Origin of the sequence: Nocardia sp. NPDC051463 (assembly GCF_040681975.1) — a bacterium.
In the GTDB taxonomy this organism is placed as follows: Bacteria; Actinomycetota; Actinomycetes; order Mycobacteriales; family Mycobacteriaceae; genus Nocardia.
On sequence record NZ_JBFBAB010000003.1, the window covers coordinates 346,396 to 368,090 of the forward strand.

The following is a 21,695-nucleotide window of genomic DNA, read 5'->3' on the forward strand; positions in this document are numbered from 1 at the left end:
ATCAGTAGCCCGCGCCGGTGAGCATGCCGCCGTCGACGACGATCTCGGTGCCGGTGCAGTAGCTCGCGTCGTCCGACGCCAGGTAGACCGCCGCCTCCGAGACCTCGCCGGGTTGGCCCCAGCGCGAGATCGGCAGTCCGGCAAAGAATTTGTTGCCGTCGACGCCCGAACCCGCGGCGGCCGTCATCGGTGTGGCGATGCCGCCGGGATGGATCGAGTTGACCCGGATCCCGTGCTTGCCGAGTTCGCGTGCGGCCGACTTGGTCAGGCCGCGGATCGCGAATTTGCTCGCGCTGTAGGCGGAGAGATTCGCCGCGCCGATAAATCCCTCGACCGAGGAGATATTCACGATCGAGCCGCCGCCCGCTTCGGTCAGCGCCGTCGTCGCCGTCTTGATGCCCAGCCATGCGCCGGTGACGTTCACGGTCATGATGGTGGTGAAATCGGCGAGGCTCATCTCGGCGATCGACTGGAATCGCAGGATTCCCGCGTTGTTGACCAGCACGTCGAGCCTGCCGTACTCCGTGCGCGCCGCGGCCACCGCGGCGGCCCAGTCCGCCTCACTGGTGACATCGTGATGCACGTAGTGGCAGTCGGCACCGATCTCGGCGCGCAGCTGGTTGCCCTCCGCGTCGAGTACGTCACCGAACACCACCCGCGCACCCTCGGCGACGAAGCGACGGACGTGCTCGGCGCCCATTCCGCGTGCGCCTCCGGTGATCAGTGCGACCTTGCCATCGAGTCGGCCCACTTGGCCCATCCTTTCTCCCGCGTCATCTCCGAACGCTAGGGGCGCGACCGTGGCGGGAGCCCGCACAGTCCCATCCACCGAGACATGCACCTGACCTCCACGAGAGCATCGGAAATATTTCTAGTAGGCATATTGAGAAGTGGAGGCAATGCATGAAGTTCTCGATGATCTTCGAGGCACAAATGACCAACCCGTCCGCCGATCACGAACGGCAGGTGTTGCGCGACTGCGTAGAGCAGGCGGTGCTGGCCGAGGAGATGGGTTTCGACACCGTCTGGGCGGTCGAGCATCACGGTCTGAAGTGGTACGCCCATATGAGCGCACCGGAGATCTTCCTGACCTGGGTGGCCGCGCGCACCGAACGGATTCGCATCGGTCACGGCGTGGTGTGCATGCCGTTCAACTTCAACCACCCGGTGCGGGCGGCCGAGCGGGCGGCCATGCTCGACGTGCTGTCCAACGGGCGAGTGAACCTCGGCGCGGGGCGCGGCGCAACCCCGCAAGAGACCTCCATGTGTGGCGTCGACCCCGATCGCACCTATCAGGAGGTGGAGGAGTCGCTGCGGATCATCGGCAAGGCCTGGCAGGATCCTGAGGGCGAGTTCGAGTGGCACGGTGACCTGCTCGATATCGACCCGCACCCGATGCTGCCGCGTCCGGTCCAGCTGCCGCATCCGCCGCTGTTCATGGCGTGCACCAAAAAGGACACGCTCAAGCTGGCCGCCGACTATGGAATCGGCGCATTGGTTCTCGGTTTCGCCGGCGTGGAGGAGATCGCCGAACTACGCCGCACCTATGACGCGGCCATCGCCGAGCGCACCGGGGAGAAGTTCGTCTCGACCGTCGTCAACGACCACTTCGCCGCGCTGTGCCCGACCATCGTGCTCGACGATCGGGAGAAGGCCCAGCAGATCGGTGCGCGTGGTCAGCGTTTCTTCGCCCAGTCCATCAAGCACTGGTACGGCGCGGGCCCGGTCCCGGACGAGGCTGTCGATCCCACTGTCGACGAGGTGGCCAAGATCAAGCAGGCCGCCGACGATCACGTCGCCTACCTGCACGAGGCCAAGATTCCGGTGAAGACGGGTGCCACCTCGGTGTTCAATGCCGAGCACGCCTACGGCAGCCCCGAGGACGCGATCGCTTACGTCGAGCGGCTACAGGAGGCGGGCGCCGACGAAATCCTCTGCCTGATCCAGATGGGCACCGTGCCCCAGGAAGCGTGCCTGGAGACCATCCGGCACTGGGGCGAAAAGGTCATCCCGCACTTCCGTAAGGGCTAGTCACCGCGCACAGCCGCTCGCCCGGCTGTGGGCTCAGGAATCCGGCCGCCGCCCGACATGGCAGGCGGATGCGCCGAAGCCTCCTTTCCGGCGCAGGCCGGGATCCACAAGTGCATGAGCAAGGAGCTGAATATGTCCGATTTGACCGGCAAGGTCGTCCTGATCACCGGCGCTGCCCGGGGCCAGGGTGCCGAAGAAGCCCGGCTCGTTGCCGCCTCCGGCGGCCGGGTCGTGCTCACCGATGTGCTGGAACCCGAGGGCAAAGAGGTTGCCGAATCCATCGGCGCCGCCGCACGTTTCGTTCGTCACGATGTGAGCAGTGCGTCCGGGTGGGCGGCCGCCGTCGAGACGGCCGTTCGCGAGTTCGGGCGGCTGGACGTGCTGGTGAACAATGCGGCGATCTACACCGCGAAACCGCTCACCGACACCACAGCCGAGGAGCTGGAACGGATTCTGCGCATCAATCTCATCGGATCGTTCCTCGGCATCCAGGCGGTTATCGAGCCGATGGGGGCCGTGGGCGGTGGTTCGATCATCAACATCTCGTCGCAGGCCGGATTGCAGGGCCTGATGGGGCATTCCGCGTACGGCGCCTCGAAATGGGGATTGCGTGGTCTGACCAAGACGGCCGCACTCGAGCTCGGTCCGCTCGGTATCCGGGTGAACTCGGTGCACCCGGGGCCGATCGCGACACCGATGATCGGGCATCTCGGCTTGAGCACCGGGCCCGGCAGCTTCCCGTCCTTGCCGCTCGGCCGCGTCGGACTACCGAGCGAAGTGGCCGAACTGGTGGCGTTCCTCGCCTCCGACGCGTCGGCCTTCATCACCGGAGCCGAGCTGGCCATCGATGGCGGATTGTCTGCGGGACAGTTCATTCCGCCGGGCGCGATGCCCGCCGTCGGCGCCACCGGCGAGGCGTGAGGATCGGGCGATGCCGCTGAAACCCGAAGCGCAGGTGATCGTCGACCTGGCGACTACGTCGTTTCCCCGGCTTGGCACCGAGATCCAGGATGCCACCGAGGCGCGCCGCATTCTCGCGGCGCGCCCGGCGGCCGCCGCCGAACCGATTCCGGTTGGGCAGGTCGTGGAGCGTCTGGTGCCGGGGCCGGTCGGCGCGCCGGCGCTGCGGGTGCGGGTCTATCGTCCCGCGGATCCGTCTCTCGACGCGCAGTCGTCGGACAGCGGTGCGGAAGCAGACCGGACCGGCACGACTGCGCTGCTGCCTGTAATCGTCTTCTTCCATGGTGGCGGGTTCGTGATCTGCAGCCTCGACAGTCACGACCAATTGTGCCGGTCGATGGCCAACGGTGTCGGCGCGATCGTGGTGTCGGTCGATTACCGGCAGGCGCCCGAGCACCGGTTCCCGGCGGCCGCGGAGGATGCCTACGCGGCACTGAACTGGGTGGCCGAACATGCCGGGACGATGGGCGGCGACTCGGCCAGGATCGCGGTGGCCGGTGACAGCTGCGGCGGAAACCTTGCCGCCGCAACCACATTGATGACCCGCGATCGCAGCGGTCCCGTCGTCGGCTTCCAACTGCTTGTCTATCCGATGCTCAACCCGGCCCGAAACACGGTGTCCTATCGGGACAACGCACACGGATACTTCGTCACCGACGACCATTTGCGGTGGTACTGGGAGCAATACCTGGGAACCGACGGCGATGGCGACCACCCCTACGCATCGCCACCGCGCGCCGCCGACATGGCCGGACTGCCGCCCGCGCATATCGTCACCGCAGAGTTCGATCCGCTGCGGGACGAGGGCGAGGAGTACGGCGTGCGCCTACAGCAGGCGGGCGTGCACGCCGACGTGATCCGCTACGACGGCCAATTCCATGGCTTCTTCACCATGGCCGACAGCCTGTCCGACGCGAAAGAAGCCACTACCGCGGCCTTTTCCGCACTCCGCCGAGCCTTGGAAGCACACCGATGACAGTAGAACGCCTCGGGACGATCTTTCCCGCCGATAATCTGACCGCCGCGATCGACCTGCTCACCGCCGTGTTCGACACCAAGGCCACTTTTGTCGACAGCGACCGCTGGGCGCAGTTCGACATCGGCCCGGCCCGAGTCATGCTCGCAGGCACCGACCGCGAAGGCGACACCCCGTCCTTGGCGGCCAAGGTCGACGACCTGGATGCCACCCTCGTCCGGCTGCGCGCCGCCGGGTTCGCGGTCGCCGATCCGGTGACCGGGCCTCACGAACGCCGCACCTCGGTCCGCCCGACGCCCGAATCCCCATGGGCGATTGTCCTCTACGAGCCGCTACCTGCCACCCAGCACACGCCGTAACGGCCTCCCGTGGTTGCCGTGAGTGGTGGTCCATCGCCGCGGCGTTCCCGAGCGGATCTCTCGATGGTGTGCTGTTCGCCGGCATCGCAGACCGATCCGGCCCGTATTCGGCCGAGGGAGTTCTCCGGCATTGCTGGAGCCGGCCTCGTCACCGAATCGGCAGCACACAATCCGGCGCCGAGCCGTATTTTGTCGGTTCCGGATTTCATTAGCCGCATACAGACGGCCGTGCGTTGATAGTGTCGCGCCATGTCGGACAGGCAGGGCGCTGATCCAGGTACGGCGCTGCCGAAAGATAGCGGTGGGGGCGCCGACGGCGAGTCACGCGGCGATCGGCGACTCCCGGATACGGATCCGGTCGGCGATCAGCCACCCAAGATCGAGGTCGACGATGAAGAGCGCCCGGCGCGGGTACTGACCGGGCTGCCCGAACAGTTGGTGGCGACCGTCGCGTTCGCGATGGCGATCCTGGTGCTGTGGCAGGTGTTTCGGCCGCTGCCGCAGGGCAGCCAGTATTACCTGGTGGTGTTCCTGAGCGGGACCCTGCCGTTGGTGTTCATCGCCTATCGGTCCGGAGTGCGCGGGCTGGATCGTGGCAACGGGCCGGGGGCTCTGGACTGGATATTGGCCGCGTTGACGCTGGTGGTGTGCCTGTATCCGTTGTTGCCCATGACGATCGGGTCGGGTGGCGGCGGGTACAACGCCTTCCTCGATCGACAGGGACAGTTCGATCGGGTCGATGTCGGAATGGGCTCGGTGCTGCTCGTCCTGGTGCTGGAGGCTTGCAGGCGCACGACCGGGTGGGTGCTCCCGGTGGTATGTCTGGTGTTCGTCGGCTACGGCTACTACGGCGGATTGCTCCCACAGCAGTGGACAATTGCGCACGCGGGGTTGGATTTCGGGCAGATCATCGACGCGTTGTACAACTCGGGTAGCGGGTTCTACGGTACGCCGCTGGATGTCGCGGCCACCTACATCGTGCTGTTCACCCTCTACGGTGCGGTCCTCGAATTCTCCGGCGCCGCACAGTTCTTCGTGGATCTGTCGGTGGCCGCATTCCGTCGCTCGGGCGGCGCGGCCGGTCGGACCACCGTTGCCTCGGGTTTCCTGCTCGGCACGGTTTCCGGTTCCGGCACCGCGACGGCGGTGACGGTCGGTGCGGTCACCTGGCCTATTCTGCGGCGGGCGGGCTATCCGCCGGAACAGGCCGGCGGAATGCTGGCCGCGGCTGGTGTCGGCGCGATTCTCTCGCCGCCGACGCTCGGTGTCGCCGCGTTCATCGTCGCCGAATATCTCGACGTCTCCTATGTGACGGTGCTCGGCTGGGCGATGATCCCGACGGTGCTGTACTACCTGGGAATTCTGCTCGCCGTCGAGATCGACGCGCGCAGATTGGGTACCAGACCGGTGGAGATCGGCGGCGTGTCCGTGTGGCGTTTGCTCGCGCGATTCGGCTACCACTTCCTGTCTCTGATCGCGATCGTAGTGCTGCTGCTGATCGGAATGAGCGCGACGCGGGCCGTCGTTTACGCCACCGTGCTCGCTTTCTTGCTCGCGTTCCTCGATTCGCGCACGCGGGCGCGGGCGAGTGCACCGCGCAAGGTGTTCCAAGCCCTCGGCAGCGGCGTGCGCTCGGCGCTGCCGGTGGTGGCGGTGTGCACATCGGCCGGTGTCATCACGGCGATGACCACGAAGACCGGGCTCGGCGCCCAGTTGGCGTCCCTGCTGGTTCGTGCGGCACGGACGGTATCGGACAATCACACGGTGGTGCTGGCGTGCACAGTTGTGCTCGCGGCCATCGCGCTGGCCGTCCTGGGCCTTGCGGTGCCGGTGACGGCCTCGTTCATCATCGGCTGGGCGATCATCGGGCCCGCGCTGCTCGCACTGGAAGTGCCCGCCCCGGCCGCCGCGATGTTCGTCTTCTACTACTCGGTGCTCTCCGAAGTGACGCCACCGACCGCGCTCGCGGCGGTGGGCGCGGCGGCGATCACCGGTGCGCGCACTGTCCCGACCATGTGGCAGGCGCTGAAATACGCGTTGCCCGCGTTTCTGGTACCGATCGTTTTCGTGCTCAGCGGTCCCGGTGAATATCTGCTCGGGCGCGGGCCGGTGCTCGGCGTGCTGTGGACGACGACGGTCGCCTGCGTCGGTGTCGCGGCGTTGGCGGCCGCCACCGGAGGCTGGATTCTCGGAGTCGGTCCCGCGCGACCGCTTGCACGGGTGTTCGCCGCAGTGGGCGGGCTCGCGCTGTTGTACCTGGAGCCCGGCGCGCTGGTTGTCGGGGCGGCCGCGCTGACTGTGGCGATCGGGATCACTCTGGTCTCTCGAAGGAGGACGACATGAGAAGAGTCGCAATAGGTTTCGCCGTCACGGTGGTGGTGGCCGGCCTGCTCGCAGGTTGCGGTGGGCGGCGCGACGCGCCACAGACCGATGCGGGTGGCGCGGTCACCTGTGAGGTGAAGCAGGAGACTCGTGTCGGGATCGCGACCGGCAACGCGACCGGCGTCTACTTCGCACTGGGCAATGCCTACGCCGAGCAGATCTCGCAGGCCACCGGCGGCAAGGTCAAGGCGACTGCCGCGGAGACCGGTGCATCGGTGCAGAACATCCAGCAGTTGGTCGCAGGCACCTATCAGGTGGCGTTCTCGCTGGCCGACACCGCAGCCGACGCAGTGCTGGGTGCCGCGAGTTTCGAAGGGAAACGGCAACCTGTACAGGCGCTTTCGCGGCTGTATCCCAACTACACGCAGGTGATCGTCCGCACCGGGGCCGGCATCGGCTCGCTCGCCGACCTCCGCGGCAAGCGAGTCTCCACCGGATCGCCCAAGTCCGGCACCGAGGTCATCGCGCAACGGGTGCTGCAGGCCGCCGGCCTCAACCCCGACGGTGACATCTCGGCTCAACGCCTCGATCTCACCAAGACCGTGGACGGCATGAAAGACGGTTCGATCGACGCCATGTTCTTCTCCGGCGGGCTGCCGACCCCCGGTATCACCGACCTGTTCACCTCGGCCAAGGACAAGGTGCGTTTCCTCGACATCGCCGATCTCGCGGGCAGCATGCGCACCGCCAACCCCGTCTACGAAGAGGGCGTCATTCCGGCCGCCGCCTACGGCCTGCCCACGGACGTGAAAACCATCGTCGTTCCGAATGTTCTACTGGTCCGCGACGACCTCGACGCGGATCTCGCGTGCGTTCTCACCAAAACCCTGTTCGACCGCAAAACTCAACTGGAACAAGCCAACTCGGCCGCAAAGGGTATCAATCGCGATGCCGCGCCATTGATCGCTCCGGTCACCCTGCACCGCGGTGCGGCCGAAGCGCTGACCAAGTAACCCGCGGGCGATCGGCTCGAGGCATCGATCGCTACAGCTCTGCACTCACGGCTCGGTGGTCTCGCCAGTCCTCCAGTTTGCGGATGCCGATGAATATCGAGAAGGCGGCGGGCGTCAGGAACAGCAGCCATAGGAGCCGGAGTGCGTCCGCGGCAAGGGGTTCGACAGCTCTCGAGGGCGCGCGGAAGTGTCGCGCTCCCGGGCCCGTCGCCGCACAGTCCGGCAGGACTCGCCCGGGTTCCTGGGTTTCCCGCAGTGGACTCGAGGTCGGGTCGGGTCGGGGTGGGTGGCCCTGGGGCCGCGCTTTTCGCTATCGGGAGGCCATGACGGCTGTCAGTGAGCGGGCGGCGTCGAGGGTCGCGCGGATGTACTCGTCGCGTTGGTGCTTGGTGGTCGCCGCGCGCAGCGGGCCGAGTTGAACTTCGTAGGCCGCGGTGCCCACGCCGTCGAAGACCGGGGCGGCCAGGTAGCTCAGGGGCAGTGTGGTGTCGGCATCGAGCTCGTCTTTGTTGTAGGGGCGGGAGGTCAGGGCGGCCAGCTGCCGGAGTATGCGGGTGCGCAGCTGTGGCTGCAGGAGTTCGGGTCCCATCGCACCCAGGAGATCGGCGAGCAGGTCGACCATGCCCGCATCATCGGCGAGGGGACGGAAGACGGCGACACCACGCTCGCGGACCAGGGCGAGCAAGGTGCTTGCGGTGCGGCGCTCGGCCTCCGGTGCGGCGGCGAGCCAGGTGTTCTGTTCGACGGCCGCCCGCCACGGCATCACGCTGGCACCCGCCGGGAATTGCAGTGGGATGCGGTGTCCGACAGGGATTCCTGGGACTACTCGGTCGCGGCCGTGCCGGACGTCGAGGACGGTCAGGCGGTCGGGTTCGATGCGGCTGAGGGTGGCACCGGATCCGGTGCGCATGGTGAGCGTGGTGAGGATTTCGCCGACGCCATGGGGGAGTGCGGAACTGCCGAGACCGGTCAGTGCGGGGCCGATGGCGTAGCCGCGGTTCGGGTCGCGCACCACCCAGCCCGCCGAATCCAATTCGGCGAGAATCGCGGTCGCGGTGGCGCGGGCGATATGGAGGCGGTCGGCGATGCCCGCGACGCTCATCGGGTCGGGTGCGGCTGCGAGCAGTGACACGACCTCGACGACCCGCCGGGTAGGCGGCGACGGTGACCGGTCGGGCATGGGTGTACCTCTTGTTCGACTCGGCGGAACGACTTACGATGTCGAATATTAGTGCACAAAATGTCGAATATTCGACAGCTGGTGTGAGGAATGGAGCGCTGGATGATTCTGGATCGATTCCGAATCGACGGGCAGGTCGCCGTGGTCACGGGTGCGGGCCGCGGCTTGGGCGCGGCGATCGCCGTCGCCTTCGCCGAGGCCGGCGCCGATGTCGTCATCGCCGCACGCACCAAGAGCCAACTGGACGAGGTGGCCGAGAAGGTGGCCGCGGTGGGACGACAGGCGCATGTGGTGCCCGCTGATCTGAGCGATATCGAGTCGACGGCGGGACTCGCCGCTGTCGCGGTGGATCGGTTCGGGCGACTGGACATCGTGGTCAACAATGTGGGTGGCGCATTGCCGTGCACGCTGTTGGACACGACGCCGCAGGCGCTGGTCGAGGCCTTCAATTTCAATGTCACCAATGCCCACGCGTTGGTGCGGGCAGCGGTGCCGCGAATCCTCGAAACTGCCGGTGGCGGTTCGATTCTCAACATCACCTCGACGATGGGCCGACTGCCGGGCCGGGCGTTCGCCGCCTACGGCACGGCCAAAGCGGCACTCGCGCACTACACGAGGCTGGCCGCGCTCGATCTGAATCCGCGCATTCGGGTGAATGCCATCGCGCCCGGTTCGATCCTGACCTCGGCGCTGGAAATTGTCGCGGGCAACGAGGCCATGCGTACCGAGCTGGAATCGAAGACGCCGCTGCACACCATCGGTGATCCCGAAGACATCGCGGCTGCCGCGCTGTACCTGGTCTCGCCCGCGGGCAAGTACCTCACCGGCAAGATCCTCGAACCCGACGGTGGACTGATCACGCCGAACCTCGACCTCCCGATTCCGGATCTGTGACATGACATATTCCGTAGTGCAGTGGGGCACGGGCAATGTCGGCAAGCACGCGCTCGCCGGCATTATCGCCAACCCCGATCTCGAATTGACTGGGGTGTGGGTCTCGGGGCCGTCGAAAGACGGGAAGGACGCGGGGACCCTCGCCGGGCTCGACCATCCGGTGGGTGTGGCCGCCACGACGGACGTCGAGGCGATCCTCGCCGCCGCACCCGACTGTGTCGTCTACTGCTCCATGACCGACAACCGCCTGTTCGATGCGGTGCAGGATCTGCAGCGGCTGTTGCGCGCCGGCATCAACGTGGTCGCTTGCGCACCTGTGTTCTTCCAATACCCGTACGGTGTGCTGCCCGATGAATTGTTGAAGCCGGTGCAAGATGCTGCGGCCGAGGGCAATTCGTCACTGTGGGTGAACGGCATCGACCCCGGCTTCGCCAACGACCTGCTGCCGCTCGCGCTCGCGGGCACCTGTTTGCGCATCGATCAACTGCGGTGCCTGGAAATCGTCGACTACGCCAGTTACGACAACCGCGAGGTGATGTTCGACATCATGGGCTTCGGCAAGCCCCTCGAGGACATCCCGCTGCTGTTGCAACCCGGGGTCCTCGCACTTGCCTGGGGCGGCACGGTGCGCCAACTCGCCGCGGGAATCGGGGTCACACTCGATTCGGTCACCGAGACCTATGACCGGATCCCCGCACCGGAAGCGTTCGATATCGCCACCGGCCATATCGCCGAAGGAACCGCTGCCGCATTGCGTTTCGAAGTCCGCGGCATGGTCGGCGACCAGCCCGTCACGGTCCTCGAGCACGTCACCCGCCTACGCCCCGACCTGTGTCCCGACTGGCCGCAACCGGCACACCCGGAAGGCTCCTATCGCATCGAAATCACCGGTGATCCCAGCTACGCGATGGACCTCGTCACCTCGAGCCCGCACGGCGATCACAACCACGCCACGCTCTTGGCCACCGCCATGCGCATCGTCAACGCGGTCCCCGCCGTCGTCAGAGCGCCCCCGGGCATCCTCACGGCCCTCGACCTCCCCCTGATAACCGCTCCCGCGGCCCACTGACATCGGCTGTTCGCTGCTGTATTCGGCGTGCGAGTGGCATTTCATGGAGGCCGCACGTGCGTGTTACTTCCCGCGCTGAGTGCCCTGTGTCCCACAGCAATGACCATCGCGCCCGGACCGATATGACCCTGAGGGTTGGCGCGCAATGGTCGACGCATGCAACCGGCTCGGATGGCCGCGGACTGCGACCGCGGTGGTGTCGGCGCGCTACTTCTTCGGGAGCGTGTCGAGGGCGCGGTCGACGTCGGCGGTGCTGTTGTACAGGTGGAAGGCGAAGCGGAGACCCCCACCGCGGATCGAGGCGATGATGTCGGCTTGTTCGAGATATGTGGCCGCGTCGCCTCCGCCGGGCACCGAAACGATGGCCGAGGGCCCGGGAACAGGCTCGTAGCCGAGTTCGACGAGACCTGTTCGGAAGCGGTCGGCAAGATCGAGATTGTGGGTCTTGATCTTGTCCACCGTCAGTTCTTCGATCAGCTCGATGCCCGCGGAGGCGGCGATCGCGCCGAACCAGTCCGGTGTCGCGTCGAAGCGCCTGGTAGTGGTGGCGAGTCCGATCGGGTCGTACAACTCGGCCCACGCGTCCGCGGCGGCGTACCAGCTGGGACCGACGGGGCGTATGTCTGCCGCCGTCTCCGGCGTCGCGGCGAAGAACGCGATGCTGCGGGCGCCGATCAGCCATTTGAACGCCGCGCACACCCAGTAGTCCGCGTCGGCGAAGCGCAGCGGAAGCCAACCTGCGGCTTGGGTGGCGTCCACCAGCAGACGGGCGTTGTGCGCCTGGGTAGCGGCGCGCAGTATCGACAGGTCGACGATCCGGCCGTCCTTCGACTGGACGACGCTCACCGCCACCAACGCGGTCTCCGGCCGCACTTCCTCGGCCAGCCGCTCCAGCGGCACGAAGCGGACCGACAGGTCACCGCGGTGCAGGAAAGGCATGGACACGGAGGAGAATTCGCCCTCGGCCAGCAAAACCTCCGAGCCTGGTGGCAGTGCCACAGCTATCGGTGCGATAAGCCCTGCGACACCGCCGCCGAACGCGATGTCGGCAACCGTCGCACCTTCCAGCAGTCGCGCGAACGCGGCACGCAGCTCGGGGACGACAGTGTCGTTCGGCGTCGGACCGCCACGCCCCGAGGCCCACTGGGTGTTGGCATCGCGCACGGCCGCCAATGCCCTTGCGGACGGTAAACCGTAGGAGGCGGTATTGAGATAGGTGGTCTCAGGGTTGAACTCATCAGGCGCCAGCGAAGTCATATGCGCAGCATCCGCCCGTATCCGGCCCGCGTCCAGCGCCAGCGGTCCGATAGTGGACCGATTTCGCGGACCGTGCCGTGCGGTAGGTCGAAGGGGCAGCGCCGAGGCGTCGCATCAGGATGAATGTCGTTGTTCCAGAGTCGCTTTCATCACCTGACCGCCGCGCTCGACCCGCAGGCGGACCTGTTCGGCGGCGTCGTGGGGCAACACATCGGTGGTCCAGACGAGTCGGGTGGTGTCCCCGGGCTCGGCGAAGACCTGGAACGAGGCGTGGTGGTGGGTGAGAGGCAGGCGGAAGCCGTCGATCGCCGAGTAGGTGAGCCTGCGGGTTTCGTCGTCGATGGTGACGATCAGCTCGCGAATGACACCGCCGCCGGGCATGGTCAGTAATCGGGTGTCGCCGTCGATGCGGGTGTCGAGCACGTATCCGGGGAGCAGGCGTTCGTGCACGGCGCCTACGTCACGTACCGCCGCCCACACCTCGCCCGGACTGACCTCGATGAGAATTTCCTGCGTGATGGTGGCCATAGCAGGTCCACCGTATCGGGTCGGGCGGGCTATTTCGGGGTCGGCGTTGCCCACATGTTCGACAGCAGTTGGTAGCTGGGGGTGTCGGAGAGCGTCTGCATCGATTCGTAGATGCGTTGGTAACCGGTGGCGGCGATGCGCCATCGGCCGTCGGGATCGAGGCGGTAGCTGTCGGTGTAGTAGCCGGCGCCGCGGATCAGGACGCCGTATTCGGTGGCGATGACGGTGTCCTCGAAAGCCCATGAGCCCGTGGCAGTCTCATCGTTGACGGAGATTTCGGGGTGATTGGCGATGTGGGTGGTGACCACTGCGGGGCCGAGATTCTCACGCATGAAGGCGGTGACGGCGTCGCGGCCGTCCAGGGTGAGCGGCTCGCCGAGTGCGTGGGTGCCGTAGCGGCCCGCGACGTCGACGGTCAGTGTGTCGGCGAACTCGTCCCATCGTTTGAGATCCAGCGTCCGAAAGTAGCGATACTTGAGCTGGCGGATTGCTTCGATGGCGGCGAGATCCATTGGTCAAGCCTGGCACGCGTACGGCGCCGAGACAATAACCCGTTCTATTTCTTCGTGTCCGGCAGCGCCGCCGACGCCTGGGCGGACAGTCCGTCGAGCACGCCGACGCGCGCGCTGGGCACCTCGATGTCCATCTGTACCGAATCCTGTCCCGCCGGTTCGAAGCCGAATGTGAAGAATCCGCAACAGCTGGCTTCCCTGGCGGCGAGCTCTCGGGCGGTGGTCTCGGAGGTCGCGGTCAATTCCAGTCGCAATCGGGTCGGCGACGGACGCTCGACGCGGCGCAGGGCCACGGCGAAGAGGTCGGCGAATTCGGCGACTCGCAGTGGCTGCTGCGCGGTGGGCAACGTACACGCGTCCGGTGCGACCCAGCGGAGGTCGGTGTCGGTCGTTTCGGGATCGGTCATGGCGGCCTCCGTGAGGCTATTGACATATACCGAAAGGGTAGTGCGGGACGCGCAAGCGGGCAAACGTCTCGAAGCGGGTGATCGCCGACCATCGGTTCGGGTACGGCCGTCCGGTGTTCGAACTCGGATGGCCTCGCGCAATACCGCTTTGTCCTGATCGGGTAGAGGTTTCGGTGTTCGGGGTCTCGCGCAACCTTTCGGGCCGCAGGTCAAAGAGGCGCTGCACCCCAAGGTTCGACCGGAAGCGGCAGCCGCGCACGCGTAGTTCCGGCGGAGGTGTCCGATCGAGGCGGATCGGGTATCCGAGTGTTCGACGTGGTCGTCGGTACGCACGACCACGTCCGCAGTATCGTGCGTTCCGAGATGACCAGGAGTCCGCCATGACCGAAGGTCCCGCTACTCCAGCTCCGTCACCCGACCCGTCGATCGACCAGGAGGTCGCGTTGCAGACCGCCGCGCACCGGTTGGCCAGGGAATTCGATGCCGTCGGTGACGACGCCATCAACCAGTGCCTGCGTTCGGCCTACAGACACATAGCAAGCCACGCCACCGTCGACAACTTTCTGCCCCTGCTGGCCGAGCGCTACACCCGGGAGTGGCTGCACGCCATGACCGACGAGGTTTCCTCGACCCGGCCGAGGCCTGTCGTTCACAGATCCGGGCGGACCAGGATCTGAATGTGGTCGTCCGGGTGGCGCAACGCCTCGATAGCGCCCGCTACTCCGGACAGGCCGACCTGGTCGGTGATGAGCGAGGACGCGTCCACGGTGCCGTCGGCGATGCGGCCGAGCGTCTTCGCATACTCCTCGTGCGGATAGACCATGCACATCTGCAGTGAGATGTCCTTGTAGATGCCGACGATCGGGCGGATGACGTCGTCGGTCATCACCGCGCCGACCTGCAGGATGGTCGTTTGGCGCGGCGCTTTGTACAGCAGTTCGTTCAGCAGGCCAGGCACCGCCGCGCACACCCAGATGTGTAGCAGCTGACCGGGTGCGGCCGCCTCACGCCACACCTCGATCGGATCCTCGACGGCGGGATCGACCACCCGGTGCGCGCCGAGCCGTAATGCGGTGTCGCGGCGAAGCTTCGACGGATCGGACGCGACGATCGGTGCGACACCGCGTTCGGCCAGCGCCGCGACGGCACCCAAACCGACAGGACCGCAACCGATGACGATTCCGGTGCCGTCGGGTCCGATGCCGGTACGCGCGACATTGCCGAAGCCGACCGCCAACGGCTCGGTCAGTGCCGCGACATGCGGCGGCACGTGATCGGGAATCGGCTCCAGAGCCATGGCCTGCAACACCATTCGTTCCCCGTAGCCGCCGGGGAAGTCATTGGAGAAGCCGACACCGTGGATCTGACCGACGTGGTCGACGGCCCATGGCAGCGCGACCACCAGCTGTCCCTCGGTGTGCGGGGTGTCCGGTCCGGCCGAGATGACCCGGGCGGCGATCTCGTGGCCCATCACGACGTCGCGCGAGGGGTCGAACTCGAACGTGGGCACGCCGCTGTCACGGGAGGCTTGCAGGAACTCGTCGGTGTAGTCGAGTGCCTGTTTGTCGGATCCGCAGATGCCGCACGCCACCGTCTCGACGAGTACCTGGCCCGGACCCGGCACGGGCTCGGGGACCTCGTCGACCACAAGACTGCGGTCCCGCATAACTACTGCGCGCATCGGTGTGCTCCCGGTGTCGAGGTGATGTTCACTACGCTTCCTCCGTGCCGAGTGCGGCGGCCAACGCTTGTCCGTGCTTGTCGAAAGCGCTCTGAATGCCCGCGGTGAGGCCACCGATCATGCGCTCGCTGTTGGCATGTGCCCATTCCAGCGAGGCGACCCGGTTCCGATTGGCCTGTGTGAAATGGGGAATCACCTGCTCGGCGAACAGTCGCGCCGAGCGTTGCGTGGCGTCCCAATCGGCGATATTCAGGCCGAGTAGCAGGAAGGTGCCGAACCCGCCGGACTGTTCGGCGAGCTTCTCGATGGTGGCGATGGCATCGTCGGGGGTGCCGACGGTGGCGCGCCCGAAAGCCGGGAACCCCTCTCCGGTCCACTGTTCGACTGCGGCGCGGGCCGAGGAGTTCCACGGCGCCGTCATGCCGCTGAGTTTCTCGATGTAGTCGACGAGATGCCCGACGCCCCACTCGGCCTCGCGCATCGCCTGTTCCCTGGTCTCGGCGATATGCATCGGCGCGACCAGACGCCACCGTGAGCGATCGAGCACGTGGCCGTTGTCGGCCATGGTCTTCTCGTAGACCTTCCAATTGGGCAACAGCGCCTCGTATCCGCTGGGATCGGAGGCGGCCAGCGAGAGCAGCCCGGCGCCGTGCCGACCGGCCAGCACCGCGCCCGATGGCGAAATAGTCGAGGCGACAGCCATTTCCAGGCCACCCTGCTGGTAGGGCAGCAATTGTAGGCGCGCTTCGTTCAGGTGATACCAATCGCTCGCGGCGGTCACCGTCTCCCCGCGCAGCAGGCGCACCAGCACATCCATGGATTCGTGCATCATGTCGCGCTGGCGTACCGGATCGATGCCCATCATGGCGGCGTCGGTGGCCAGCTGGCCGGGGCCGACACCCATCATGGTGCGGCCCATCGTCAGGTGATCGACCAGACAGAGCCGGTCGGCGAGCATCATCGGCTGGTGGTAGGGCAACGAATTCACGCCGGTGCCGAGGCGAATGCGCTGGGTGCGTTGCGCGGCCGCGGCAAGAAAGACCTCGGGTGCGGCGATGATTTCCAGTCCGGCCGAATGGTGTTCGCCGATCCAGGCCTCGCTGTAGCCGAGTTGATCGGCCAGCTCCACCAAGGCGAGATCACGGTGGATCTGTAATGTCGGGTTGCCGGTGAGCGGATGGTAAGGGGCGATGAAGAATCCGAACCTGGTGGGGCCGAACTGGTTGTCGCTCAATTCAATTGTCCTTACTCGGTGGGGACCCGGAGCCTCAGCTCCGGTCCCAGTCGTGACCCCAGTAGCTGTCCGCGGTCATTTCTTCTGCGGTGTAGGTGGTTTCGTCCACCAGCACGCCCTCGGTGCCGAACTCGAGATCCCAGCCGCCCGGAGTGCGGACGTAGAAGGAGATCATTTTGTCGTTGGTGTGCCTGCCCAGCGTCGAGGACAGGTGGTAACCGGCCTTGTTGACGCGGTCGAGTGCGCGTCCGACGTCATCCAGTCGATCGACCTCGACCATGATGTGGACCAGTCCGGAGCCTTCCTTGCCGCCGGACGGGATCAGGGCCAGGCTGTGGTGGCGCTGGTTGACGCCGAGGAAGCGGATGCGCACCGGCCCATACTCCGGTGGCGTCGGCAGGCGGAACGCGCCGCGTGGCAGGAAGCCGAGTACATCGGTGTAGAAGCGGAAGGCGACATCCAGGTCGGGGACCGGCAGCACCGCGTGGCCGAGGCCGAGGCCTTCGGTGACGAACCGGTTGCCGTGCTTGCCGACGACGGGACTGTGGTCGAGGACGGGGCCGTGGAACACCTCGACGGTGGTGCCGGACGGATCGACGAAACTGATCGCCTCTTCGACGCTGCGCGCGTCGGCTTCCTCGACCGTCAGCGTGGTCACCGCGATGCCGGCCTTCTCCACGGCTTCGCGCGCGGTGGCCAGGGCACGGTGGTCGCGGACCTCCCAGCCGATGGCGAGCACCTTGTCGGCATCACCCGGCACCAGCACCAAGCGCGCGACGTGCTCGTCCATGCGCAGATAGATCGCGTCGGGGTCGGGACCCGATCCCTCGGCGAAGCCGATCACGTCGAAGGCGAAGGTGCGCCAGGCATCCGGGTCGGCGACCGCGACCTTCACGTATCCGAGCGAGCTGATGGCAGTCATGGGGTCGTTCTCCTCATTCGTAGGTGATCCGGACCGAGTCGGTGACCGGCACCGCCTGGCAGGCCAGCACATAGCCCTCGGCCAGGTCTCGTCGTTCCAGTACGTCATTGCGCAGCAGTTTCACTTCGCCGTCGACGACCCGGCAGACACAGGCGCTGCAGGCGCCCTCGCGGCAGGAGTAAGGAGCTGCCACGCCGCGCGAGAGCAGCACATCGAGCAACACACTGCTGCGGGGCCACGCGAATTCGTTTGTCTCGCCGTCGAACTCGACCTCGACGGTGGCGGAGTCCGCGGTGTCGGGTACCTCGATCGGAGCCTGCGCGAAGGGATCGCCCGACAGCGAGACGAACTTCTCGACATGCACCCGGTCCCGGTCTACACCGAGTTCGCGGGCGGCGGCGACCACCGCGTCCATGAAAGCGCCCGGGCCGCACACGAAGATCTCCCGGTTCGACCACGGCGCGATGAGGTCGGTCAGGTAGCGCGCCGCAGGCAAGCCCTGCACCGACTCCAGCCAGTGCAGCACCCCGAGTCGCCGCGGATAGGCGGCGGTGAGTGCGCGCAGTTCGTCGGCGAAGATCACCGACTCCTCGTCGCGATTGGCATAGATCAGCGTGCAGCGCCCATTGCCCTGTGCCAGTGCGGATTTCAGGATGGACAGCACGGGGGTGATGCCGCTGCCCGCCGCGAAGAATAATAGGTCGGTATCCAGCGATGCAGGGGTGAATATGCCCGCAGGAGGCAAGCTGTCGATGCTCATACCTACAGTGGCGTTGTCGCACAACCAGTTCGACCCGTACCCGTCGACGGTCCTCTTGACGGTGACCTTCAGCGGCCCGTCCTCGTGCGGCGCGCTGGAGAGCGAGTAGGAGCGAGCCACCGAGCCCGTTCGGTCACTGGGGATCCGCAAGGTCAGGAACTGGCCGGGTTGGTAAGGCACTGGAACCCCGGATTCGGCGACCAGTTCCAGCGACATCGCATCGCGCGTTTCCGCGACGACCCGGACCACGCGCAGTGCCACCGCGACACCGGGATTCACAGCAGGTCCCGATCGCGGGTGCTCAGGCCGACCGCGCCCGCAGTGACGGCGTTCTCGATGCATGCGCGCAGCGCGGTGCAGCCACGGACCGGGCCGCCGCCGTTGTCGGCGAGTTCTATGCAATGCCCAGCGGCGGCCGCGCTCCACTGCACGCTGGTGTGCGCGGGGCTGAATTTGACTACCTGAACCCGGATTCCACAGGTCTGGCAGGTGACGGAGTCCATGACCGTGCCGTTCAGACGCCGCGCTTGGCGGCCAGGTTCTCGGCGACCTCCGCCTCCCACGCGGAAACCGCGCGGGTGGTGTCGACCTCGAACTCGAAGCGTTCGGTCATCTTGTCCTCGACCTCGGCGACGTCCCGGTAGAACTGCTCATACCAGCGCCGTAGCTGGTAAACCGGCCCGTCCTCCTCGCACAGCAGCGGATTGTCGATGCGGGTCTTGCGCTTCCAGATCGCGACATCCTGTTCGAAGCCGCGCCCGAGCCCGTTCGCGAAACGCACCGCCATCGCGTCGGCTTCCTCCGGCGAAAGACCGGGCCGCTTCTTGACGATCGCGCCGTATTGCAGCACGAACTTGGTGGGCGACACCGGGTAGTGGCAGTTGATGAGCACCGATTCGACGGTCTGGCCGTTCGACTCGTTGACCAGATTGTCGATCATGTAGGACGGCCCGTAGTAGTGCGCCTCGGATTGCAGCACGTTCTTGCCACCCGCCTCTTTGGCGATCTCGCCCTGCACGTCCTCACGGCCGATCGAGGTCATGTACTGACTGGCGACGTGGCCTTCGAAAACGTTCTTGAAGTAGGTGGGGAAGGCGAAGTGCACGTAGAAGAAGTGCGCCATGTCGACCACGTTGTCGATCACCTCGCGGCAGTTCGCGCCGTCGATGACGATCTCGTTCCAGGTCCAGTCGCTCCACTCGTCACTGAACACACCGTCGATGCGGGGGATGGTGACGTCCTCGGGCGGCGGGTTGCCCTCGGGGTCGTTCCACACGAACAGCTGTTTGTTCTGCTCGAGGGTCACCCAGGACTTGGTGCGGGCCAGCGGCGGCACCCGGCGGCCGTAAGGAATCGCGGCGCATCGCCCGTTGCCCTTCCAACGCCAGTCGTGGAACGGACACGCGAGGGTGTCGCCCTTGATGGTGCCGTCGCCGAGGTTGCCGCCCATGTGCCTGCAGTACGCGTCGAGCACGCTCAGGGTGCCGTCGGTAGCCGCGAAGACCACGAGTTCGGTGCCGAACGCGGTGATGGTGTGCGGCTTTCCGTCGCGGAAGCGCTCGGCGATGCCGAGACAGTGCCAGCCGCGCGCGTAACGGGCGGGTGGTGCTCCGGTATCGATCACGCGCACCTGGTCGTCGGTGTTCGCGAGGCTCATGATGTCGGTTCCTCCACGGTCGTCGTTGTTTCGATAGTTCGGCGGGTCGGCTGTGGCCGAAAGGCGTGGTCCCACTGATCGGGAGATTCGGCCCGAGACTGTCCCGCGGCGCTCAGACGCTGGTAAGCGGCTGATCGAATCGGTTTGCGTCGCATTCGCTCGGTCCGGTGCGCTATGGACCGACCGCCTCCGCGGTGCTCATCAGGCGCTCGAAACCGGAGCGATAGAACAGCAGCGGACCCGCGTCGCGGCCTTCACCGAGTTCGGTCACGTTGCCGATGACGATCGTGTGGTCACCGCCGTCCAGTTCGCCGGCCAGCGTGCAATCGATCCAGGCGATGGTGCCTGCCAGCAGGGGCGAGCCGTTGGGCGACGGGCTCCACTCGAGACCGGCGAATTTGTCGGGTCCGCTGCGGCCGAGCTGCTTGCAGAGGTCCTGCTGGTCGGCGGCGAGGACATTGACGCAGAACCGTTCGGCGGCGCGGATCCGCGGCCAGGTGGTCGAGGAGCGGGCGGGGAACAGTGCCACTGCGGGCGGATCCAGCGACAGTGCGGAGAAGGACTGGCAGGCGAACCCGATCGGTTCGTCGCCGTCGAGTGCGGTGATCGCGGTGACTCCGGTGCAGAACCGGCCGAGGACGGCCTTGAAGTCGAGGGCGACGGCCATGGTGCTCCTAGTTTCGACTAGAAATATTCCGTTTCGTCATGAAGGTAAGCGGCCGCCTCGTAGGCCTGTCAATAACCGGTTCCGGCTACCGAGAAGATCCGTAGCGATCTACGTAGTTTCCGGGATTCCCTCTCGCCATCGCGGCGGCAATGTGATTGGGGACACAAGTTGACGTGCCGAAAATGCACATGCCTAATCGAAATACTTCTAAGCTGTATGAGCTACACAATGGAGGTGAGCCATGACGGTCGAGGTGATGACCCACCCCGAGTCCGAAGAGCTGTGGTCGGGAGCGGGCCCCACGACAGCACGGACCAACAATCAACCGCCGGTCTCGATGATCGAGCGAATGACCCTGATCCTAGACGCTTTCGACGGTTCGACGCCGGTCCTGACACTGCTCGGGCTGGCCGAGCGCACCGGACTGCCCCGCTCGACCGTGCATCGCATCCTGGATCAGATGATCCGGCTGCGCTGGTTGGCGCACGCCCCCGGCGGCTACCGCCTCGGGCTGCGGCCATTCGAACTCGGCGGACTCGCCGCCGACCACAACGAGATTCGTGACGTGGTGAGCCCCCTGCTGCATGACCTCGCGCAGCGCACCGGCATGGTCGGGCACCTCGGTGTGCTCGACGGCCGCGAGGTGCTCTATCTGGACAAGGCGGGTGGGCGCAGTACCGCGGGTATCCCGACCCGCCTCGGCGGCCGGATGCCCGCGCACAGCACCGGCCTCGGCAAGGCACTGCTCGCGACGCTGGAACCGAGCATCGTGGAAGCGTCTTTCCGCGATCGTCTGCCGCAGCTGACCCCACGAACCATCTGCGACAGAACGGAATTGCACCGCGAACTGACCCGCATCAGGCACCGTCAAGGCGTCGCCGTCGACAACGAGGAGTCGGTCACCGGCATCGCCTGCGTCGCGGTCCCCATCCGCGGCCGCGGCGCCGCCGTCGGCGCGCTGTCCCTGTCGGGCCAGATCGGCGCCGACCGCCCGGCCCTCGACACCGCCCGCCTGGCGCGGGTCCTCGTCGAGGTTTCCCACGAAGCCGCCCGCGCCCTCTTCCCTCGCCACGCCCGCTGGCGCTGAGCGCATCTCGGATCGACCCACCCTGCCGACCACCAAAGTGGGCCGCGCTATCGGCGGCAGTGAAATGGCGGCTGCGAAGCCACCTGGGTTCAAGGGGTGGATGCAACACCCACCCCTTGAACCCCGTGGAGTGTTGCGATGGCGCTGCCGCCGTTGAATGTTGTGACTTGCTTGTTCTG

General features: G+C 66.4%; 23 protein-coding genes. 10 read left to right on the plus strand and 13 right to left on the minus strand.

Annotated elements, in window-relative coordinates; translation table 11 throughout:
* Position 1: 1 nt before the first annotated feature.
* A complete protein-coding gene (locus AB0M74_RS08885; protein ID WP_364903588.1) occupies positions 2 to 751 on the minus strand; it encodes a glucose 1-dehydrogenase in 750 nt (249 codons plus the stop codon).
* A 152-nt stretch (positions 752 to 903) separates the two neighbouring features.
* Between AB0M74_RS08885 and AB0M74_RS08890 the strand changes: the two genes are divergently transcribed.
* The 6 genes from AB0M74_RS08890 (at position 904) to AB0M74_RS08915 (ending at position 7,661) form a co-directional block, all read left to right on the plus strand.
* Positions 904 to 2,031: an LLM class flavin-dependent oxidoreductase gene (locus AB0M74_RS08890; RefSeq protein WP_364903590.1), complete on the plus strand. Its 1,128-nt coding sequence runs from the start codon at positions 904 to 906 to the stop codon at positions 2,029 to 2,031.
* Positions 2,032 to 2,163: 132 nt separating this feature from the next.
* Positions 2,164 to 2,952: a glucose 1-dehydrogenase gene (locus tag AB0M74_RS08895; protein WP_364903592.1), complete on the plus strand. Its 789-nt coding sequence runs from the start codon at positions 2,164 to 2,166 to the stop codon at positions 2,950 to 2,952.
* Between the two features lie 10 nt (positions 2,953 to 2,962).
* The gene (locus AB0M74_RS08900) at positions 2,963 to 3,967 is read left to right on the plus strand and encodes an alpha/beta hydrolase (RefSeq protein WP_364903595.1); all 1,005 of its coding nucleotides are present in this window, start codon (positions 2,963 to 2,965) and stop codon (positions 3,965 to 3,967) included.
* Positions 3,964 to 4,326 carry a hypothetical protein gene (locus AB0M74_RS08905; protein ID WP_364903599.1) on the plus strand — a complete coding sequence of 121 codons (363 nt, stop codon included), beginning with the start codon at positions 3,964 to 3,966 and terminating at the stop codon, positions 4,324 to 4,326. The genes AB0M74_RS08900 and AB0M74_RS08905 overlap by 4 nt, the downstream gene beginning before the upstream one ends.
* Before the next feature lie 249 nt (positions 4,327 to 4,575).
* Entirely contained in the window at positions 4,576 to 6,669 is a 2,094-nt protein-coding gene (locus AB0M74_RS08910; RefSeq protein ID WP_364903602.1) for a TRAP transporter fused permease subunit, read from the plus strand.
* Complete coding sequence (locus tag AB0M74_RS08915; RefSeq protein ID WP_364903605.1) at positions 6,666 to 7,661, plus strand: TAXI family TRAP transporter solute-binding subunit; 996 nt, start codon at positions 6,666 to 6,668, stop codon at positions 7,659 to 7,661. Before AB0M74_RS08910 ends, AB0M74_RS08915 begins: the two co-directional genes overlap by 4 nt.
* 310 nt (positions 7,662 to 7,971) lie before the next feature.
* Here AB0M74_RS08915 and AB0M74_RS08920 read toward each other — a convergent pair whose 3' ends face one another.
* Positions 7,972 to 8,841 carry a helix-turn-helix domain-containing protein gene (locus AB0M74_RS08920; protein ID WP_364903607.1) on the minus strand — a complete coding sequence of 290 codons (870 nt, stop codon included), beginning with the start codon at positions 8,839 to 8,841 and terminating at the stop codon, positions 7,972 to 7,974.
* 102 nt (positions 8,842 to 8,943) lie between these two features.
* Here AB0M74_RS08920 and AB0M74_RS08925 point away from each other — a divergent pair, with 102 nt between their 5' ends.
* Positions 8,944 to 9,735, plus strand: coding sequence for an SDR family oxidoreductase (locus AB0M74_RS08925; RefSeq protein ID WP_364903610.1), 792 nt, complete (start codon positions 8,944 to 8,946; stop codon positions 9,733 to 9,735).
* 1 nt (position 9,736) lies between these two features.
* Positions 9,737 to 10,804, plus strand: a complete 1,068-nt coding sequence (locus AB0M74_RS08930; RefSeq protein WP_364903613.1) for a diacylglycerol kinase — start codon at positions 9,737 to 9,739, stop codon at positions 10,802 to 10,804.
* A 207-nt stretch (positions 10,805 to 11,011) separates the two neighbouring features.
* Here the strand turns inward: AB0M74_RS08930 and AB0M74_RS08935 are convergent, their stop codons facing one another.
* From AB0M74_RS08935 to AB0M74_RS08950, 4 genes are all read right to left on the minus strand, one after another.
* Complete coding sequence (locus tag AB0M74_RS08935) at positions 11,012 to 12,061, minus strand: aminotransferase class V-fold PLP-dependent enzyme (protein ID WP_364903616.1); 1,050 nt, start codon at positions 12,059 to 12,061, stop codon at positions 11,012 to 11,014.
* Positions 12,062 to 12,175: 114 nt separating this feature from the next.
* Entirely contained in the window at positions 12,176 to 12,589 is a 414-nt protein-coding gene (locus AB0M74_RS08940; protein WP_364903619.1) for an SRPBCC family protein, read from the minus strand.
* Positions 12,590 to 12,618: 29 nt separating this feature from the next.
* Positions 12,619 to 13,101, minus strand: coding sequence for a nuclear transport factor 2 family protein (locus tag AB0M74_RS08945; protein WP_364903622.1), 483 nt, complete (start codon positions 13,099 to 13,101; stop codon positions 12,619 to 12,621).
* A 44-nt stretch (positions 13,102 to 13,145) separates the two neighbouring features.
* Positions 13,146 to 13,508, minus strand: a complete 363-nt coding sequence (locus AB0M74_RS08950) for a hypothetical protein (RefSeq protein WP_364903625.1) — start codon at positions 13,506 to 13,508, stop codon at positions 13,146 to 13,148.
* A 380-nt stretch (positions 13,509 to 13,888) separates the two neighbouring features.
* Here AB0M74_RS08950 and AB0M74_RS08955 point away from each other — a divergent pair, with 380 nt between their 5' ends.
* Positions 13,889 to 14,185, plus strand: coding sequence for a three-helix bundle dimerization domain-containing protein (locus AB0M74_RS08955; protein WP_364903627.1), 297 nt, complete (start codon positions 13,889 to 13,891; stop codon positions 14,183 to 14,185).
* Here AB0M74_RS08955 and AB0M74_RS08960 read toward each other — a convergent pair.
* The 7 genes from AB0M74_RS08960 to AB0M74_RS08990 all read right to left on the minus strand — a co-directional run bounded on the left by AB0M74_RS08960 (position 14,158) and on the right by AB0M74_RS08990 (position 20,429).
* Positions 14,158 to 15,189 carry a zinc-binding dehydrogenase gene (locus tag AB0M74_RS08960; protein WP_364903630.1) on the minus strand — a complete coding sequence of 344 codons (1,032 nt, stop codon included), beginning with the start codon at positions 15,187 to 15,189 and terminating at the stop codon, positions 14,158 to 14,160. The two genes, AB0M74_RS08955 and AB0M74_RS08960, sit on opposite strands and share 28 nt — an antisense overlap.
* Positions 15,190 to 15,220: 31 nt before the next feature.
* Positions 15,221 to 16,423 (minus strand): LLM class flavin-dependent oxidoreductase, encoded by a 1,203-nt coding sequence (locus AB0M74_RS08965; RefSeq protein WP_364903633.1) that lies wholly within the window; start codon positions 16,421 to 16,423, stop codon positions 15,221 to 15,223.
* Positions 16,424 to 16,457: 34 nt separating this feature from the next.
* Positions 16,458 to 17,345 (minus strand): VOC family protein, encoded by an 888-nt coding sequence (locus AB0M74_RS08970; protein WP_364903635.1) that lies wholly within the window; start codon positions 17,343 to 17,345, stop codon positions 16,458 to 16,460.
* Between the two features lie 13 nt (positions 17,346 to 17,358).
* Entirely contained in the window at positions 17,359 to 18,321 is a 963-nt protein-coding gene (locus tag AB0M74_RS08975; protein WP_364903680.1) for a ferredoxin--NADP reductase, read from the minus strand.
* 59 nt (positions 18,322 to 18,380) lie between these two features.
* On the minus strand, positions 18,381 to 18,608 hold the full coding sequence (locus AB0M74_RS08980) for a hypothetical protein (RefSeq protein ID WP_364903637.1): 228 nt from the start codon (positions 18,606 to 18,608) through the stop codon (positions 18,381 to 18,383).
* A gap of 11 nt (positions 18,609 to 18,619) precedes the next feature.
* Positions 18,620 to 19,762 carry a Rieske 2Fe-2S domain-containing protein gene (locus AB0M74_RS08985; RefSeq protein WP_364903640.1) on the minus strand — a complete coding sequence of 381 codons (1,143 nt, stop codon included), beginning with the start codon at positions 19,760 to 19,762 and terminating at the stop codon, positions 18,620 to 18,622.
* A 172-nt stretch (positions 19,763 to 19,934) separates the two neighbouring features.
* A complete protein-coding gene (locus tag AB0M74_RS08990) occupies positions 19,935 to 20,429 on the minus strand; it encodes a flavin reductase family protein (RefSeq protein WP_328400004.1) in 495 nt (164 codons plus the stop codon).
* Positions 20,430 to 20,670: 241 nt separating this feature from the next.
* On the opposite strand from AB0M74_RS08990, the gene AB0M74_RS08995 reads away from it, so the two are divergent.
* Positions 20,671 to 21,516 (plus strand): IclR family transcriptional regulator, encoded by an 846-nt coding sequence (locus tag AB0M74_RS08995; protein WP_364903644.1) that lies wholly within the window; start codon positions 20,671 to 20,673, stop codon positions 21,514 to 21,516.
* The last annotated feature ends 179 nt before the right edge of the window (positions 21,517 to 21,695 follow it).

Excerpts from the sequence above, each read along its gene's own strand:
- AB0M74_RS08890 (WP_364903590.1), top strand. The coding sequence starts at position 904 with ATGAAGTTCTCGATGATCTTCGAGGCACAAATGACCAACCCGTCCGCC.
- AB0M74_RS08895 (WP_364903592.1), top strand. The coding sequence starts at position 2,164 with ATGTCCGATTTGACCGGCAAGGTCGTCCTGATCACCGGCGCTGCCCGG.
- AB0M74_RS08900 (WP_364903595.1), top strand. The coding sequence starts at position 2,963 with ATGCCGCTGAAACCCGAAGCGCAGGTGATCGTCGACCTGGCGACTACG.
- AB0M74_RS08905 (WP_364903599.1), top strand. The coding sequence starts at position 3,964 with ATGACAGTAGAACGCCTCGGGACGATCTTTCCCGCCGATAATCTGACC.
- AB0M74_RS08910 (WP_364903602.1), top strand. The coding sequence starts at position 4,576 with ATGTCGGACAGGCAGGGCGCTGATCCAGGTACGGCGCTGCCGAAAGAT.
- AB0M74_RS08915 (WP_364903605.1), top strand. The coding sequence starts at position 6,666 with ATGAGAAGAGTCGCAATAGGTTTCGCCGTCACGGTGGTGGTGGCCGGC.
- AB0M74_RS08920 (WP_364903607.1), bottom strand. The coding sequence starts at position 8,841 with ATGCCCGACCGGTCACCGTCGCCGCCTACCCGGCGGGTCGTCGAGGTC.
- AB0M74_RS08925 (WP_364903610.1), top strand. The coding sequence starts at position 8,944 with ATGATTCTGGATCGATTCCGAATCGACGGGCAGGTCGCCGTGGTCACG.
- AB0M74_RS08930 (WP_364903613.1), top strand. The coding sequence starts at position 9,737 with ATGACATATTCCGTAGTGCAGTGGGGCACGGGCAATGTCGGCAAGCAC.
- AB0M74_RS08935 (WP_364903616.1), bottom strand. The coding sequence starts at position 12,061 with ATGACTTCGCTGGCGCCTGATGAGTTCAACCCTGAGACCACCTATCTC.
- AB0M74_RS08940 (WP_364903619.1), bottom strand. The coding sequence starts at position 12,589 with ATGGCCACCATCACGCAGGAAATTCTCATCGAGGTCAGTCCGGGCGAG.
- AB0M74_RS08945 (WP_364903622.1), bottom strand. The coding sequence starts at position 13,101 with ATGGATCTCGCCGCCATCGAAGCAATCCGCCAGCTCAAGTATCGCTAC.
- AB0M74_RS08950 (WP_364903625.1), bottom strand. The coding sequence starts at position 13,508 with ATGACCGATCCCGAAACGACCGACACCGACCTCCGCTGGGTCGCACCG.
- AB0M74_RS08955 (WP_364903627.1), top strand. The coding sequence starts at position 13,889 with ATGACCGAAGGTCCCGCTACTCCAGCTCCGTCACCCGACCCGTCGATC.
- AB0M74_RS08960 (WP_364903630.1), bottom strand. The coding sequence starts at position 15,189 with ATGCGCGCAGTAGTTATGCGGGACCGCAGTCTTGTGGTCGACGAGGTC.
- AB0M74_RS08970 (WP_364903635.1), bottom strand. The coding sequence starts at position 17,345 with ATGACTGCCATCAGCTCGCTCGGATACGTGAAGGTCGCGGTCGCCGAC.
- AB0M74_RS08975 (WP_364903680.1), bottom strand. The coding sequence starts at position 18,321 with ATGTCGCTGGAACTGGTCGCCGAATCCGGGGTTCCAGTGCCTTACCAA.
- AB0M74_RS08980 (WP_364903637.1), bottom strand. The coding sequence starts at position 18,608 with ATGGACTCCGTCACCTGCCAGACCTGTGGAATCCGGGTTCAGGTAGTC.
- AB0M74_RS08985 (WP_364903640.1), bottom strand. The coding sequence starts at position 19,762 with ATGAGCCTCGCGAACACCGACGACCAGGTGCGCGTGATCGATACCGGA.
- AB0M74_RS08990 (WP_328400004.1), bottom strand. The coding sequence starts at position 20,429 with ATGGCCGTCGCCCTCGACTTCAAGGCCGTCCTCGGCCGGTTCTGCACC.
- AB0M74_RS08995 (WP_364903644.1), top strand. The coding sequence starts at position 20,671 with ATGACGGTCGAGGTGATGACCCACCCCGAGTCCGAAGAGCTGTGGTCG.